The following is a 15,548-nucleotide window of genomic DNA, read 5'->3' as shown; positions in this document are numbered from 1 at the left end:
CCCGCCCCAGGAGCGGGCGGGGAGCCGATCCGGTGTTCCGGTCGGTTACTTGACGAAGACGGCGGTCGGGTCCACGGCCCCGTACGGCTCGTGGAACTTCACCCCGCCGAGGCCCGAGCCCCACAGCGTGAACAGCCGGTTGTAGAAGATCGGCACCTGCGGCACCTCGTCGGTGAGAATCTTCTGACTGATCTTGATCCACTCATTGCCGGCCTGGTCGATGTCGCCGATCTTCTCCGCCTTGGCGATGTCGGCGTTGATGGCCGGGGCGTTGAGGTGCGAGTAGTTCGCCGAGTCGTCGTAGATGTTCTTGCCGTCGTACAGCGGCGGCACGACCGTCGAGGCGGACGGCCAGTCGGCGCCCCACGAGGAGCGGTAGGCGTCGAACTGGTTCTTCACCTTGCCGATCTGTGTGTAGTACGTGGTGGAGTCGATCTCCTTCTTCTCCACCTGGAATCCGGCCTTCTCCAGCGCCCGCTCGACGACCACCGCGGCGTTCTGGGCGGGACCGGTGTTGGCGTAGGCGTAGACGATCGTCTTGCCCTCCTGGCCGGCCTCCTTCAGCAGCGCCTTGGCCTTCTCCGGGTTGCCCGCCGGGTACTTCTTCTTCTGATACGGATCGAAGGGCTGGTAGCCCTTGAGGGTCGGGCCGACCAGGCCGCCGGCGACCTCGCCGGCCTTCACGCCGCCGTACTGCTGGAGCACCTGCCCGGACGGCCAGGCCCAGGCCAGCGCTTGACGTACCCGCTTGTCCTTGAGCCGGTCCATGTTGAAGCTGACGACGTCCACGTAGGGCTGGGTCTTGGTGAACGACCTCGCCATCGCCTCCTTGTTCCCCAGCACCGTCGAGATCAGTGACGGGTCGACCGCGTTGGTGAAGCTCATGCCCGTCTTGTCGGCGCCCTGCCCGGCGACGAGCCGGCGGGTGGAGTCCACCCACTGGTGCCCGAAGGTGACCGAGAACTTGTCCGCGTACTGATGGCGTACGGCGTCCGTCTTCGGGTCCCAGTTGGTGTTCCTGACGAACTCGATGCTCTTGTCGGGCTTGAAGTTCTGGATCTTGTACGGGCCCGAGGCCACCGGCGCCTTGTCGTACTTCTCCTGGGTGTCCTTGGCCGCAGGCACCGCGGTGATGTTCGGCATGGCGACCGCGAAGGGCACTTCGGCGCGCGGCTGACCGAAGTGGAAGACAACGGTCTTGTCGTCCGGCGTGGCCAGCACGCTGTCGGGCAGATGCTTGCCCTTGTACGGGCCGTCCGGCAGTGCCTTCCGGAAGGTCTGCCCGGATCCCGAGAGCCACTGCTGCAGATAAGTCGGGCCGCTGACCTGGTACTTGGCGTACAACCGCTCCACGCCGTGCCGTATGTCCTTCGAGGTGATCGGCGTGCCGTCCTCGAACTTCAGCCCGTCCTTGAGGGTGTACGTCCAGGTCTTGCCGCCGTCCGACGACTTGCCGGTGTCCGTGGCGAGGTCGCCGACCAGCGTCACCTTCCCGGTCTTGTCGTCGATCTTGTAGGTGGTGAGCGTGCGATTGAACAGCGTCTGCATGATCAGCTCGTCGCTGACATAGATCTGGCCGGGGTCCAGATGCTCGAAGGCGTCACGCTGGAGCACGGAGACCGTGCCGCCCGGCTTGGCGCCCGGGAGGTCCGGGGCGGGCCCGGTGGAGTCCTGGGCGGTGCCGATGCTGATGGTCTGCTGCTTGAGCTCGGGTTCCTTGGACTGTTTGTCCTTGCTGTCACCCCCGCCGCCGCTGCTGCACGCGGACAGCACAAGCGCTCCGGCGGCGACCGAAAGGGCCGAGATCCGCACTCTTCGCTGAATGGTGGACGTCATGGTCTCCATGCACCTGCCTCGTCGGACGGAACACTCAGTGCCTTGCGACGTGCCTTGCGCTGTGCCTCGCGACGTGCCCAGGGATGTACGTCAGTGCTTGGTCTTCGGGTCGATGGCGTCCCGGACCGAGTCCCCGAGCAGGTTGAAGGCGACCACGAAGATCACCATCGCGATGCCGGGGAAGAACATGTAGGTGATGTCGCCCTCGTAGAAGTCGGCGCCTTTGGCGAACATCCGGCCCCAGTCGGGCGTCGGCTCCACCAGGCCCACGCCGAGGAACGAGAGGCCGGCCTCCAGGGTCACGAAGTTGGGCAGCATCAGCGTGGACTGCACCAGGATCGGCGTGGTCACATTCGGCAGCAGCTCCTTGCGGATGATGCGCCAGGGCGGGGCCCCCGTGACCTTGGCCGCTTCGATGAACTCCCGTTCGCGCAGGCTCAGTACCTGGGCTCTCAGCAGCCGCGCGAGGGTCATCCAGCCCAGCAGCCAGAGCACAAGGACCAGCGCGGTGACCCTGAAGTAGGTCGGGGTCTCCTTCTGCGGGCTGACGAACAGCGCGGTCACCACCGGCATGAAGGCCACGAAGAAGAGCTGCTGCGGGAAGGAGAGCAGCAGATCGATGAACCGGCCCAGGAAGTAGTCGGTACGGCCGCCCATATAGCCGGCGGTCACTCCGACGAGGATTCCGGTGACGGTGGACAGAATGGTCGCGGCAAGACCGATCAGCAGCGAGGTGCGGATTCCGTACACCAGCTGCATGAGGACATCGCGGCCCAGCCTCGGTTCGATTCCGAACCAGAATTCACCGTCGATGCCGCCATTCGGTTTCACCGGATAGCTGGTGATCGGATCGAGCAGTTCAGGTCGGTCGAGGCCATAGGTGGTGTACGGATCCTTTCCGTACAGCCAGCCGATCACCGGGGCGAGAGCCGCGACGACGAAGAAGAACAGCACGATGTACGCGGCGAGTACGCCGGTACGGTCGCGTTTGAAGCGGCGCCATGCCAGCTGGCCGGGGGACCGGCCGACCAGGGTCTGCTCCTGCTTGGTCAGGGCGGCAGGGAGCGGACCGGCCGCGGTGGCCGGATCGGTGGCCGCTTCGGCCAACTCGCCACGGGATGGAATCGTCACGTTTCTGCTCGCCCCCGCAATTCATGACTCGCGGTTCATGACTGACGTACTGTCAAGAGGTCGGAAAACGCTGCTGGTTGAGCGGACTGTGGCAATCGTTGTCAGTGCCAGTCAAGAGCCAGGAGGCGAAAGGCGGGATGTCGGTGCGCTTCTTGAGCGAACGTTTTGCAGATCGAGGTGGCGACGTGCTTGACACTCGGTCGGGGTGGGCGACATAGCTCAATAAATGCCCATCAAATTCGTTAACATGCAGGCAACTTGACTGTCGCAACTCCGATATACGAACGCGCCACGCTGAACAGCGTACGGCCGTGCGGGTGCCGTAGACCGGCTGGGGCTCGCCATGTGGCTCCGGCCGGTCGCCCGCGCCGTGCGGGCCCTTGTTCAGCGCAGTGGAGCGATGCAACATCGCACTGTGACTTTTACGCGGGGGGCCCGGATCACCGGCACCGTGCTGTGCGCCGCCCTCGCGATCGTCGTCGGTGTGTGGATCGCCCGCGATCTCACCACCGTGGACGACCCGCTCGACCTGTGGCGGTTCTGGACCGGGAACGCGGGCGGCGTCAGTGCCTCCGCCCCGATGACGACCACCCTCGAGGATCTGGTGCTGCTCGCGGTGTACCTCACCGTGGCCGTCGCCGCTCTGCGCTCACCCGTCGCGGCTGCCGCGCTGGTGGCGGCCGGAGTGGTCACCCTCGCCGTCCGGCTCCCCGGGCTGTGGGTGCTCAGCTCCTCCTGGATGGGACAGCGCGCCACCGACGAGCTGCGCACCAGGGCGCTGTACTGCGCCTTCGCTGCAATGGGGCTCGGCCTGGGGCTGATCATCACGGCCGCCGCGGGACGGCGGGCGCCCGCTGCGTACGACCCGTACACCGTGCGTGGCCCCTTGGCGGCCCACGAACGGACGCCGACCAGGCCCACGCAGGGGGTGTCCGTGCTCGCCTTCCTGCTCCTCGGCACGGCGGCGGCGGTCCTGGCGGCCTGGGAGGTCTACACGGCGCGGGAGATCGGCGGCTCGCGCTCTCTCGACCGCTTCACCGGCAACGACACGGTCTTGATGCCGCTGCTCGGGACACCGCCCGGGTGGCTGACCGCGGTGACCGTGGCGCTCGCGCTGGTCGCGGCGATCGGCGCGCTCTTCCACACGGTCTACTCGCGGCCGCTGGGCCTGGTGGCGGGGGTGCTCGTGCTCGGCACGGGCGGCCGGGGTGTTGACATCGCGGTACGGAACGACCTCTTCACCCGGCTCGGTGATCTGCCGACGCGGGATCAACTGCTGGTGCTGTCCTGGCTGTTCGAGGTGGCGGCGGGGATGACGCTGCTGGTTGCGCTGGGGCGGCGGGGGGAGGAGGACGGGGTGGCGGATGCGCGGCAGGTGGGGTCGGCCGGGGTGTTCGGGCCACCGCCGCCGAGCTCGCCACCGCCGGGGTGGTAGCGGGGGGTTGTTCCCCACCCCGCCCCTTCCCGTAACTGGGGGCAAGCCCCCAGACCCCGTACGCGCTTCGCGCGTGTCCTCAAACGCCGGACGGGCTGAAAATCCAGCCCCTTGGGGGTCCCCCCGGACGAAGTCTGGGGGAGTTTGAGGGGGGTCCGGGGGCGGAGCCCCCGCAAGGGGTCCGGGGCGGAGCCCCGGTTCGGGAAGGGGCGGGGTGGGAAAAGGCCCCGCGCAGCGGCACCGCCTACCGCAGACCCAGCGCGCGCTTCAGGAACTCCACCTCGAGAAGGAGCCTGTTCTCCGCGATCTGTTCCTGCGGAGTCATGTGCGTCACCCCGCTCAGCGGCAGCACCTCATGCGGCCTCCCCGCCGCCAGCAACGCCGACGACAACCGCAACGTATGCGCCATCACCACATTGTCGTCCGCCAGACCGTGAATGATCATCAGCGGCCTCGCCGGGTTCTCCGGCGCTGTCAACCCGTCGTCCGTGACAAGGGAGTTCGCCGCGTACACCTCCGGCTGCTCCGCCGGATCGCCGAGATAGCGCTCGGTGTAGTGCGTGTCGTACAGCCGGAAGTCCGTCACCGGCGCCCCCGCCACCGCCGCGTGGAAGACGTCCGGGCGGCGCAGGACCGCGAGAGCCGCCAGGTAGCCGCCGTACGACCAGCCGCGGATCGCGACGCGGTCCAGATCGAGCGGGAACGCCCCGGCGAGCGAGTGCAGGGCCTCGATCTGGTCGTCGAGGGTCAGCGGGAAGTTGTCCTTGATCGCCTTCTCCCAGCGGGGGGAGCGCCCGGGAGCCCCCCGGCCGTCCGCGACGATCACCGCGAAGCCCTGGTCGGCGAACCACTGGGAGGTGAGATACGGATTGTGTGCCGCGTACACACGCTGGCCGTGGGGTCCCCCGTACGGATCCATCAGTACGGGCAGCAGCCCGTCCGCCTCCCGGTAGCCGGTCGGCAGCAGCACCGCGCAGGGGATCCGCCGCCCGCCCTCCACCAGCCGCACCCGCGCGGACAGTACGGGCTGCTCGGCGTACGAGGCCACCGTCGCGACCGGCTTGCCGTCCCGCAGCACCTGCACGGACGTCCCGCTCACCTCCGTGCGTGAGGAGGCCAGTACCGTCACCCCGCCGGAGCGTACGGCCGAGTGCACGCCGGCCCCTTCCGAGACGCGCTCGATCCCCAGCTCGTTGACCCTGTACACATGGATCTCGCCGATCTCCGGATCCGCGGCCTCCTCGCCCGCAGCCGCGGACACCAGAACATCGTTCTCGCCGATGTCGAGCACCGCCCGCAGCTGCAGCTGTGCCCCCGTCAGCGTCCGGTCACCGACCGCGAGCACCCGGGCGCCGCCCTCGTCCGCGATCCGCACCAGGCGCCCGTCCGGCGCCCAGGCAGGCACCCCGGGGAACAGATCCAGCCACACCGCGTCCTCGTCGACATGAACCGTCCTGGTGGTGCCCGTCTCCGGGTCCACCGCCAGATACAGCTGGGTCCGCTGGTCGCGCGCCTGGACGAGCAGCAGCGGAGCGCCCGCCGCCGACCAGTGCACCCGGGCCAGATACGGATAGCGCGACCGGTCCCAGCTCACCTCCGTACGCTCCCCGTCCAGCGTGAGCAGGAACAGCCGCACCTCGGCATTGGACGTGCCCGCCGCCGGATACCGCACCTGCTCCGGCTCCCGGTCCGGATGGGCGGGGTCGGAGATCCACCAGCGCCTTACGTCCCGTTCGTCCACGCGCGCGACGAGCAGCCGGTCCGACTCGGGCGCCCACCAGAAGCCCCGCGAGCGGTCCATCTCCTCGGCCGCGACGAACTCCGCCAGGCCGTACGTGGTGTGCTCGTCCTCCGGCTCGGCCAGCGCCCTGTCCCCCTCGCCCTCCGCGCCGGTCAGGCGCAGTTGGCCGCGCGTCACATAGGCGATGTGCCGGCCGTCGGGGGAGGGTCGGGGGTCGATCACCGGTCCGGGCACGGGCAGTTCGCGGGCGGTACCGGCCCGCAGTTCCGCCGCGTACAGCCGCCCGGAAAGGGTGAACGCCGCCAACTCGACCGCCTGGTCCACCGCGTAGCCGACGATGCCCGCCGAACCCTCGCGGCTGCGCTCCCGCCGGGCCAGCTCCTCGGCCGAGAGCTTCTCCTTCGCCCCGCCGAGCAGCGCCTGCGGATCGGCGGCGAGCCGCTCCTGGGGCCTGCGTGCCTCGCCGTCGAGATCCAGCACCCAGAGCCGGCCCGTCCGGTCGGTCCCGGAGGGCGACCGGAGGAACACCACGCGGGAGCCGTCCGGCGACACCGTGAAGGAGCGCGGGGCGCCGAGAGTGAAGCGCTGGGTCCTGGCGTACTGACGCGGGAAGGAGAGCTGCAGCTTCGTCGTCATGCGACCGAACCTAGCGTTCGTGCGCCCCCGTGTGCTGCTGTGCACCGATCGATGCGTGGGAACGGATAGTTATGATCCGTAGCGCAAGGTGGGTATGAACCCCCTGGCACATGCAACCTGCCCGTCCCGACCAAATATCTGTGGAGGTGAACCGCCGTGGCACTCTCGATTTCGGCGGTGGTGCTGCTGGCGATCGTCGTCTTCCTGCTGGTCCGGAAGTCCGGGCTGAAGGGTGGGCATGCGGCGGTCTGCGTGTTGCTCGGGTTCTATCTCGCAAGCTCGTCCATCGCCCCCACGATCAACGAACTGACCACGAATGTGGCCGGGATGATCGGGGGCATCAAGTTCTAGCGCGGCGGGCCAGGCCGCGGGGGCTGTCCGGCCTCGTAGGCTGTCCCGTATGAAGGATCTTCCCGCCCGCCGTCTGCTGCTGGTGCACGCGCACCCGGACGACGAGTCGATCAACAATGGCGCGACGATGGCCAGGTACGCGGCCGACGACGCCCGGGTCACGCTGGTGACCTGCACCCTCGGGGAGGAGGGCGAGGTCATTCCGCCGGACCTCGCCCACCTCGCGCCCGACCGGGACGACCGTCTGGGGCCGCATCGCATCGGCGAACTGGCCGCCGCGATGAAGGAGCTGGGCGTCACCGACCACCGCTTCCTCGGCGGGCCCGGCCGCTTCCGGGACTCCGGGATGATGGGCGTCCCGCAGAACCATCGCGCGGGAGCGTTCTGGAACACCGACGTGGACGAGGCCGCTCCGTATCTCGTCGAGATCATCCGTTCGGTGCGGCCCCAGGTCCTGGTGACGTACGACCCCAACGGCGGTTACGGACATCCCGACCATATCCAGGCACACCGCGTCGCGATGCGCGCCGCCGAGCTGGCCGCCGATCCCGCTTTCCGGCCCGATCTCGGCGGCGCGCACTCCATCGCCAAGATCTACTGGAACCGGGTACCGCGCTCGGTGGCCGCGGAAGGCTTCGCGCGGCTGCGCGCCGCCGGAGTGGACTTCCCGGGCATCGCGGAGATCGACGACATTCCGGGTGTGGTCGACGACTCCGAGATCACCGCGGAGATCGACGGCATGCCGTACGCGGAACGGAAGGCGGCGGCCATGCGCGCCCATGCCTCCCAAATCGCCGTGGACGGCCCCTTCTTCGCACTCTCCAACGATCTGGGGCAACCGATCTTCGTGACGGAGTACTACCAGTTGGTGCAGGGCGAGCCGGGCGCGCCGCCCGGAGAGCGTGAGCACGATCTCTTCGCGGGAGTGGCGGCATGAGCGTCAGCGGCGGCCGGATCGCCGGTTACCTCTCTCTCGCGGTGTTCGGCGCGCTCGTCGGCATCGCGGGCTCACTGGTCCAAGGGGCATGGCTCCCGGCCGGGTTGGTGCTCGGGCTGCTCGCCACGGCCGGGCTGTTCTACGGCGCGCTGTTGCTGACCGGCACCCAGCTCGGCGTGCTGGCCCCCGCCGTGGGCTGGCTGTTGGCGATCGTGGCGCTGAGCATCGGCCGCCCGGAGGGCGACGGCATGTTCGGCGCCGGCGTGGGGCCGCTCGTCTTCATGCTCGGTGGAATGGCGATCGCTGTGATGTGCGCCACCCTGCCGCGGCTCGCGCAACCGGGCCGCGACCCCGGCCGACTTGGCAAGTAACGGCAGGGCGAGGTACCTCTTCCACGGTTGTGTGCCGGTCCGGGGCCAATGTGCCGCACACCGCTCTCACCTCGGGCGGGACCCCCGACGCACACACCGCGCGGCGGGCCCCTAGGGTGGGTCGCCCCCAGGGGGTGGGAAGGCACTGAACTGACCATGCCCGTACGGTCGGCGGAATGTCGCTTTCCACAGTCCCGGGGTGTCTGTCGGCGGCGGCCAGTATGGTGGTGCGCGCCGCCGAGCCGCCCGCAGCAGAGCACGTACTTGTAAGAATCGGGCGGCGGAGCCAACCGGGAGAACCTGCTTTGAGTCGTGAAACTGACAGTTCGTCCTCCGGCCCCCAGGGGCGCGGTGGAGCCGCGTACCCCTCGGGAACACCGCCGTACGGATCCCGCCAGTATCCGTCGCTGCATCCCACGCAGGACGCTCCGGACGAGACCGCCGCGCCCGCAGAGCCGCAGCCGGACGAGCCCAGGACCGAGACCACGCTGACCACCCGCATCCGGATCAACATCCCGGGTTCGCGGCCGATCCCGCCGGTCGTCATGCGTACGCCGATGAGCGAGGCGGAGGCGGACGCCCACGCGGCCGCATCCGGTGGCCAGGACAACGAGCGCACGGGCAGCACGCCCCGGCCGGACGTCGCGCACGACGCCGCGGCGGCGGAGCCGCAGGCCGAGGAGAAGGCCCCGGCGAGCGACTGGTTCGCGCCGCGGAAGTCCTCGTCGTCGAGTACGAACGGGGCGGGGCTTTCGGTATCGGGCGCCCAGTCGTCCGCGCCCGCGGGTCCGGCCGGCGGGTCCGGCGCGGCTGCGAACGGCGGTGGTCCCGGGGCGGGGCTCCCGTACTTCTCCGACGGGCAGCAGTCCGGCGGGCGTCCGTCCAGCCCGGGTCAGGCCCCTCACGGTTCCGGCCCCGGTTCCGAGGCGCCCGCGCCGCGCCCGCGCAGCGCGCTCAGCGACCTGGCGGCGAACACTGACGGGCCGCCCGCGGGTACGAACGGCTTCGCTCCTGGGGCTCCCGGGGGCAGCACGCCTCCACCGGGCGCACGGCCGCCGAGCGGCCCGACCGGGGGCCCGGTCAAGGGCAGCATGCCGATCCGTCCGCGTACGGGCGGCCAGGGCGCGCCTCAGGGCCCCGGCCCCGGCATTCCCGGGCAGGGCCCGGGCGCACCCGGCTCCGGCGGACCTGGCTCCGGCGTACCTCTGATGTCCGACGACACCGCCGTGCTGACCCCGCAGAAGCCCGCAGGACCGGCCTCCGAGCCCCCCGGTGGTCATGTCTCCGGCGACACGCTCACCAGTGGGATCCCCGTGGTCCCCCCGGAGCACCGCTCGCCCTTCCCGACGTTCGCCGGCCCCGGACCCGCCGGCGGACCTGGCACCGGGCCGAACCCCCTCGCGACCCCGATCATCGGCGGCCCCGGCCCGCAGGACCCCGACGCCGGTTTCTCCGCGCCCGAGTTCCCGGCCGGTACGAGCGGTACCCCGGGTGGCCCGGTGGTGCCCGTTCCCGCGCCCGCCGAGGCCCGGCCCGCCCCGGCCCCCCGTTCCGCGCCCGCCAAGAAGGGCCGCTCCAAGCTGGTGCTCGCCGGCGTGGGAGTGTTTGCCCTGCTCGGCATCGCGTACGGCGCGGGTCTGCTGATGAACCACTCCGACGTACCGAAGAGCACCACGGTCCTCGGTGTCGACATCGGCGGCGGCACCAAGGAGGACGCCGTCGGCAAGCTCGACGCCGCTCTCGGCAAGCGCGCGGCCACCCCGCTGCAGCTCTCCGTCGGCGGCAAGAAGGAGCAGCTCGCACCGGACAAGGCCGGGCTCTCGCTGGACAGCCAGGCCACCGTGCGTAACGCCGCGGGCAGCGACTACAACCCGGTCTCGGTGATCGGCTCCCTCTTCGGCGGCGAGCGCGTCGCCGAGCCGGTGATCCTGGTCGACGAGGAGAAGCTGAGCGTCGCGCTCACCGACCTCGCGGGCGTCTCGGGCTCGGCCACCGAGGGCACGATCAGGTTCGAGCCGGGCAAGGCCGTGGCCGTACCGGGCAAGTCGGGCCAGGCGCTGGACGTCGGACGCTCCATGCTCTCCGTCAAGGACGCGTACCGCGCCCAGGTCGAGACGGGCAGGCCGAACCTCGTGGAGCTACCCGTCGCCACCCGCGAGCCGACCATAAGCCAGACGGAGCTCGACCGGGCGATGAAGGCCTTCGCGGAGCCCGCGATGGCCGACCTGATCACGATCAAGGCGGGCGGCAAGCAGATCCAGTTCGGCCCCGCCAGGTCGCTGCCGAAGATCCTTTCCATGAAGGCGATCGACGGCAAGCTTGTCGAGGTCTATGACAAGAAGGCGATCGACGAACTCCTGGACGGCGTCTTCGACGGCGTCATGATCACCAAGGGCGACGGCAAGAAGCACCAGGTCTCCGCCGACGATGTCGCGCAGGCCATGGGCACGGCGCTGCGCGGCAAGACGCCCGAGGAGCGCACCACGGTCATCGAGCTCAACCCGAGCTAGCTGCCACCGCTTCGTCGCTGATCAGAGCCCCTGCCCGGACCGGGCGGGGGCTCTTGTCGCAGCCGGGGTCATGGTGGGGGCCATGACATCTGTCATCCCGGAGTCACGACCGACGACACTGACGGCGGACCCTGTCCGGCGGCCAGTCTGAACACATGACGACAACAGCCGCTCCCACCCGCACAACTCCGGTGGTGAGCTTCGAGAATGTGAACAAGAGCTACGGCACGGTCCGCGCCGTGGCCGACCTCTCGCTGACGCTCCACCCCGGCGAGACCGTCGCCCTCCTCGGCCCCAACGGCGCGGGCAAGTCCTCCACGCTCGATCTGCTCCTCGGCCTGCGCCCCGCCGACACCGGCTCCGTACGGCTCTTCGGCACGAGCCCGCAGCGGGCCGTCGCGGCCGGCCGGGTCGGCGCGATGCTCCAGAGCGGCGGCCTGATGGAGGAGGTCAGGGTCCGCGAACTGGTGAAGCTCGCCTGCGCCCTGCACCCCAGGCCGTACCCCCTCGACCAGGTGCTCGCCCAGGCCGGGATCGGCCAGATCGCCGACCGTATGGTCAACAAGCTGTCCGGCGGCCAGGAGCAGCGCGTGCGGTTCGCGCTCGCGACCGCCGGTGCCAACGATCTGATCGTCCTCGACGAGCCGACCACGGGCATGGACGTCCAGGCCCGGCACTCCTTCTGGGCCACCATGCGCGAACAGACCGAGCAGGGACGTACGGTCCTTTTCGCCACGCACTATCTGGAAGAGGCCGACGCGATCGCCGACCGGGTGCTCGTCCTGCACCGGGGCCGTCTCCTCGCCGACGGCACGGCCGCCGAGATCAAGGCCAAGGCGGGAGCCCGGCGTATCTCCTTCGACCTGGAGGGACCGCTCGACGAGGCCGCGCTGCGCCGACTGCCGTTCCTGTCCACGTTCTCCCTGTCCGGCCGTACGGTCCGCATGCAGTCGCACGACGCGGACGCGACCGTCCACGCGCTGTACGGACTCGGGGTCTACCCCCGCAATCTCGAAGTCGCAGGACTGGGCCTGGAGCAGGCTTTCGTCGCCATCACGGAGGCCGAGGAGGCCAAGGCGCTGTGAACACTCTCATCAAGCTGGAGATCACCCGCACCCTGTGGAACAAGAAGTTCATGTTCTTCTCGGTGATCTATCCCTCCGCGCTGTTCCTGATGATCGCGGGCACCCAGGATTCCGCGGCCAAGGTCCCGCACACCGAGCTGACGATGCCCGCCTTCTACATGGTCGCGATGGCCTCGTTCGGCGCGCTGACCGCCGTCCTGATGGGCAACAGCGAACGCATCGCCAAGGAGCGCGAGAAGGGCTGGGTCCGCCAGCTGCGGCTCACCTCGCTGCCCGGCCGTGGCTATGTCCTGGCGAAGATCGCCGGTGCGGCCGTGGTCACCCTGCCTTCGATCCTGATCGTCTTCGTGGTCGCCGCCCTGGCCAAGGACGTACGCCTGGAGACCTGGCAGTGGTTCGCGCTCACCGGTGCCATCTGGGCCGGCAGCCTGGTCTTCGCCGCGCTGGGTGTGGCCGTCGGCTATATCGCGAGCGGAGACGCGGTCCGGCCCGTCACGATGATGCTGTACTTCGGGCTCTCGATCCTCGGCGGTCTGTGGATGCCCACCACCGTCTACCCGCAGTGGCTGCAGAACATCGCGGAATGGCTGCCCACGCACGCGTACGCGGGGCTCGGCCAGGCCATCGAGCTCGGCAACTCCCCGCATCTGAAGGACATCGCCATCCTCGGGACGTACTTCGTGCTCTTCGCGGGGGGCGCGGCCTGGCTGTACCGGAAGGACACACTGAAGGCGTGAACGAGGAAACCTTCGCCAGGATCGGGCGCCCGCCGACCACCCGCCGCCAGGCCGCGGTGAAGCTGCTCTGGATCTGCATCTGGCTGGTCTTCATGGGCGCCCCGGTCAGCGACCTGCTCCGTGGCGAACACACGGGCCGGTCCACCGCACTTGGGTGGCTCGGCCTCGTGTCCTTCGTCGCCGTCTATCTGGTCCTCGTCTTCCGCCACACCTCCAAGCCGGTGACCAGGACCATCGTGCATGTCACGCTGGCCGTGCTGTTCGCCCTCGCGGCGGTCCTCACCCTGAGCCTCGGCTCCGCGTGGCTGGTGCTGTTCGTGTACGTCTCGGTCGCGGCCGGAGCGACACTGCCGCTGAACCAGGCCCGCGTGGTCATCCCGGGTATCACCGCGGCAATGGTCCTGATCGGCCTGAAGACCGACAACCCGGGGGACGTCCTCCCGGCCGTCGTCATCCCGGCCCTGCTCGGTGGCTTCGCGCTGACGGGAGTGCGCCAGTTGGTCGTGACGACCAAGGCGCTGCGTGAGGCCCGCGCCACTGTGGCCCAGCTCGCGGCGAACGAGGAACGGCTGCGGCTCGCCCGCGACCTGCACGACCTGCTCGGCCACTCCCTCTCCCTGATCACCCTCAAGAGCGAGCTCGCCGGGCGGATGCTGCCGGACCAGCCGGAGCGGGCCGCGCAGCAGATCGCCGACATCGAGAAGGTCAGCCGCCAGGCACTCGTCGACGTACGCGAAGCGGTCACCGGCTACCGGCGGCCCACGCTGCCGGGCGAGTTGGCCGGCGCGCGCACCGCGTTGGCCGCCGCCGGAATCACGGCCGAGGTTCCCGCCGACGCCCCGGAGGTCGCCGAGAAGCAGGAGGCGGCACTGGCCTGGTCGCTGCGGGAGGCGGTGACCAATGTCGTACGCCACAGCGGCGCTCACCGCTGCGTCGTCGCGCTGACCCCGCGCCAGACGCTGGACGGCCCGGTCCTCGAACTGACGGTTGAGGACAACGGCCGTGGCGGCAGCGCGTCGTTCGGCAACGGCCTGACGGGCCTGAGCGAACGCATCACGGACGTCGGCGGCACGGTCGACACCGGCTCCGGCCGAGGCTCTCAGGGCGGCTTCACGCTCACCGTGCGGGTCCCTCTAGGATCCGCCTCGTGATCCGACTCCTCCTGGCCGAAGACCAGTCGATGGTCCGCGAGGCCCTTGCGGCACTGCTCGGCCTGGACCCGGACTTCGAGGTGGTCGCCCAAGTGGCACGCGGTGACGAGGTGTTGGCGGCGGTGCGCGCCCACGAGGTGGACGTTGCGCTGCTCGACATCGAGATGCCGGGCAGGACGGGCATCGAGGCGGCGCGCGAACTCCACGCGGAGTTCCCCGCGGTGAAGATCGTCATCCTCACGACCTTCGGCCGCCCCGGCTATCTCCGTACGGCGATGGAAGCGGGCGCGGACGCCTTCCTGGTCAAGGACGCCCCCGCGGCCCAACTGGCCGACGCGGTACGCAAGGTGCTCGCCGGCGAACGCGTCATCGACCCGACCCTGGCCGCGGCGGCCCTGGCGGAGGGCGCGAACCCGCTCACCGACCGCGAGCGCGAGGTCCTGCGGGCGGCGGGGGACGGCGCGACGAACGCGGAACTGGCCGCGCACCTGCACCTGTCCCAGGGGACGGTGCGCAACTACCTCTCGACGTCGATCCAGAAGCTCGCGGTCAGAAACCGGGCGGAGGCGGTGCGGACGGCACGGGAGAAGGGCTGGCTGTAGGCCGCCGGGACCCGTCACTTCGAGTGAGCGCACCGCGGGCAGGCGCAGGGCGAGTGGCGCAGCGCGGACTCGATCTTCTACGGGATGAGAGTCGCGACCGCGCGCGAGTGTGACACGGGGCACCCGGGATACCCGAACATCCAGGACGTCCGGGACTCAGTTCAGCATCGCCCGCGCCGCCCGCGCACGCCCCTTGATCGTGTCCGCCGCGGCCCGGTCCACCGCCGCCACCAGGTCCGCGTACGCATCCAGTTCCGCCGCGCCCGTCAGGAACTCCCCGCGCTGTACGAGCAGTTGCGCCCGCTCGTAGCGCAGCCGTGCCGGATGCGAGGGCAGCAACAGGGACAGGTCCACCGCCCACAGGGCGACGTCCGAGCGTTCCGGGCGGGTCGACGCCCAGGCGCGGATGTTGTTGAGGATGCGCAGCACCACGTCGAGCGGATCCGCCGCCGACAGCATCGACGGGTCGAGCGGCGCGCCCGTCGCGCCCGCGACCAGCAGGTCCGCGTCCGATCCCGTCAGCAGCCGGCCGCCCGCGAAGGGGTCCACGAGGACCTGCTCGTCCGTAGCGGCCGGGTCGCCGAAGCCGACCACGAAGTGGCCCGGCAGGGCCACCCCGTACACCGGCGCCCCCGCACGGCGGGCGACCTCGATCCAGACCACCGACAGCAGGATGGGCAGGCCCCGACGGCGCCGCAGGACTTCGTGCAGGAGGGAGGACTCCAGGCGCTGGTAGTCAGGGGGTGAGCCCCTGAAGCCGAGGCGTCCGCCGAGGAGGTCGGCCAGCGCCGTCGCCCAGGCGTGGGGAGCGGAGAGACCGAAGGGGAGCAGTCCGGCCAGACGGTCCAGTTCGATCTGGGCCGCGTCCAGGGCGGGGTCGTCCACGGCCGGGTCGGCCACCGCGCCCACCAGCAGGCACAGCGCCGCGAGGTCGGGTCGCTCGGAGCGGGCCTCCTCGGCGAACTGCTGCCGCCGGTCGGCGGACCGGTCGGCGGGCATGTCGGGGGATTCGTCGTGCATACGCG

13 protein-coding genes are annotated in these 15,548 nt (G+C 70.2%); 9 read left to right on the top strand and 4 right to left on the bottom strand.

Annotation, left to right across the window (positions count from 1 at the left end; translation table 11 throughout):
- Positions 1 to 45: 45 nt before the first annotated feature.
- Together OG905_RS14940 and OG905_RS14935 are read right to left on the bottom strand one after the other, a co-directional pair.
- The gene (locus OG905_RS14940; protein ID WP_328669875.1) at positions 46 to 1,836 is read right to left on the bottom strand and encodes an ABC transporter substrate-binding protein; all 1,791 of its coding nucleotides are present in this window, start codon (positions 1,834 to 1,836) and stop codon (positions 46 to 48) included.
- 90 nt (positions 1,837 to 1,926) lie between these two features.
- Positions 1,927 to 2,967 (bottom strand): ABC transporter permease, encoded by a 1,041-nt coding sequence (locus OG905_RS14935; RefSeq protein ID WP_443043945.1) that lies wholly within the window; start codon positions 2,965 to 2,967, stop codon positions 1,927 to 1,929.
- A gap of 415 nt (positions 2,968 to 3,382) precedes the next feature.
- On the opposite strand from OG905_RS14935, the gene OG905_RS14930 reads away from it, so the two are divergent.
- Positions 3,383 to 4,402 carry a hypothetical protein gene (locus tag OG905_RS14930; RefSeq protein WP_328669873.1) on the top strand — a complete coding sequence of 340 codons (1,020 nt, stop codon included), beginning with the start codon at positions 3,383 to 3,385 and terminating at the stop codon, positions 4,400 to 4,402.
- Positions 4,403 to 4,646: 244 nt separating this feature from the next.
- Here the strand turns inward: OG905_RS14930 and OG905_RS14925 are convergent, their stop codons facing one another.
- Complete coding sequence (locus OG905_RS14925; protein WP_328669871.1) at positions 4,647 to 6,779, bottom strand: S9 family peptidase; 2,133 nt, start codon at positions 6,777 to 6,779, stop codon at positions 4,647 to 4,649.
- A 156-nt stretch (positions 6,780 to 6,935) separates the two neighbouring features.
- Between OG905_RS14925 and OG905_RS14920 the strand changes: the two genes are divergently transcribed.
- From OG905_RS14920 to OG905_RS14885, 8 genes are all read left to right on the top strand, one after another.
- The gene (locus OG905_RS14920; protein WP_142213873.1) at positions 6,936 to 7,130 is read left to right on the top strand and encodes a hypothetical protein; all 195 of its coding nucleotides are present in this window, start codon (positions 6,936 to 6,938) and stop codon (positions 7,128 to 7,130) included.
- A 49-nt stretch (positions 7,131 to 7,179) separates the two neighbouring features.
- Complete coding sequence (gene mshB / locus OG905_RS14915; RefSeq protein ID WP_328669867.1) at positions 7,180 to 8,067, top strand: N-acetyl-1-D-myo-inositol-2-amino-2-deoxy-alpha-D-glucopyranoside deacetylase; 888 nt, start codon at positions 7,180 to 7,182, stop codon at positions 8,065 to 8,067.
- A complete protein-coding gene (locus OG905_RS14910) occupies positions 8,064 to 8,438 on the top strand; it encodes a DUF6113 family protein (RefSeq protein WP_328669865.1) in 375 nt (124 codons plus the stop codon). Before mshB ends, OG905_RS14910 begins: the two co-directional genes overlap by 4 nt.
- 305 nt (positions 8,439 to 8,743) lie before the next feature.
- A complete protein-coding gene (locus OG905_RS14905) occupies positions 8,744 to 10,948 on the top strand; it encodes a hypothetical protein (protein ID WP_328669862.1) in 2,205 nt (734 codons plus the stop codon).
- A gap of 155 nt (positions 10,949 to 11,103) precedes the next feature.
- Entirely contained in the window at positions 11,104 to 12,033 is a 930-nt protein-coding gene (locus tag OG905_RS14900; RefSeq protein ID WP_328669860.1) for an ABC transporter ATP-binding protein, read from the top strand.
- Entirely contained in the window at positions 12,030 to 12,770 is a 741-nt protein-coding gene (locus tag OG905_RS14895) for an ABC transporter permease (RefSeq protein WP_328669858.1), read from the top strand. Before OG905_RS14900 ends, OG905_RS14895 begins: the two co-directional genes overlap by 4 nt.
- Entirely contained in the window at positions 12,767 to 13,921 is a 1,155-nt protein-coding gene (locus OG905_RS14890) for a sensor histidine kinase (RefSeq protein ID WP_328669856.1), read from the top strand. The genes OG905_RS14895 and OG905_RS14890 overlap by 4 nt, the downstream gene beginning before the upstream one ends.
- Entirely contained in the window at positions 13,918 to 14,523 is a 606-nt protein-coding gene (locus OG905_RS14885; RefSeq protein WP_443043944.1) for a response regulator, read from the top strand. The genes OG905_RS14890 and OG905_RS14885 overlap by 4 nt, the downstream gene beginning before the upstream one ends.
- 156 nt (positions 14,524 to 14,679) lie before the next feature.
- Here OG905_RS14885 and OG905_RS14880 read toward each other — a convergent pair whose 3' ends face one another.
- A complete protein-coding gene (locus tag OG905_RS14880) occupies positions 14,680 to 15,543 on the bottom strand; it encodes a transglutaminase-like domain-containing protein (protein ID WP_328669854.1) in 864 nt (287 codons plus the stop codon).
- Positions 15,544 to 15,548: the final 5 nt, after the last annotated feature.

This window comes from Streptomyces sp. NBC_00322, assembly GCF_036147535.1.
In the GTDB taxonomy this organism is placed as follows: Bacteria; Actinomycetota; Actinomycetes; order Streptomycetales; family Streptomycetaceae; genus Streptomyces.
This window is presented reverse-complemented; position numbering and strand designations above follow the sequence as displayed.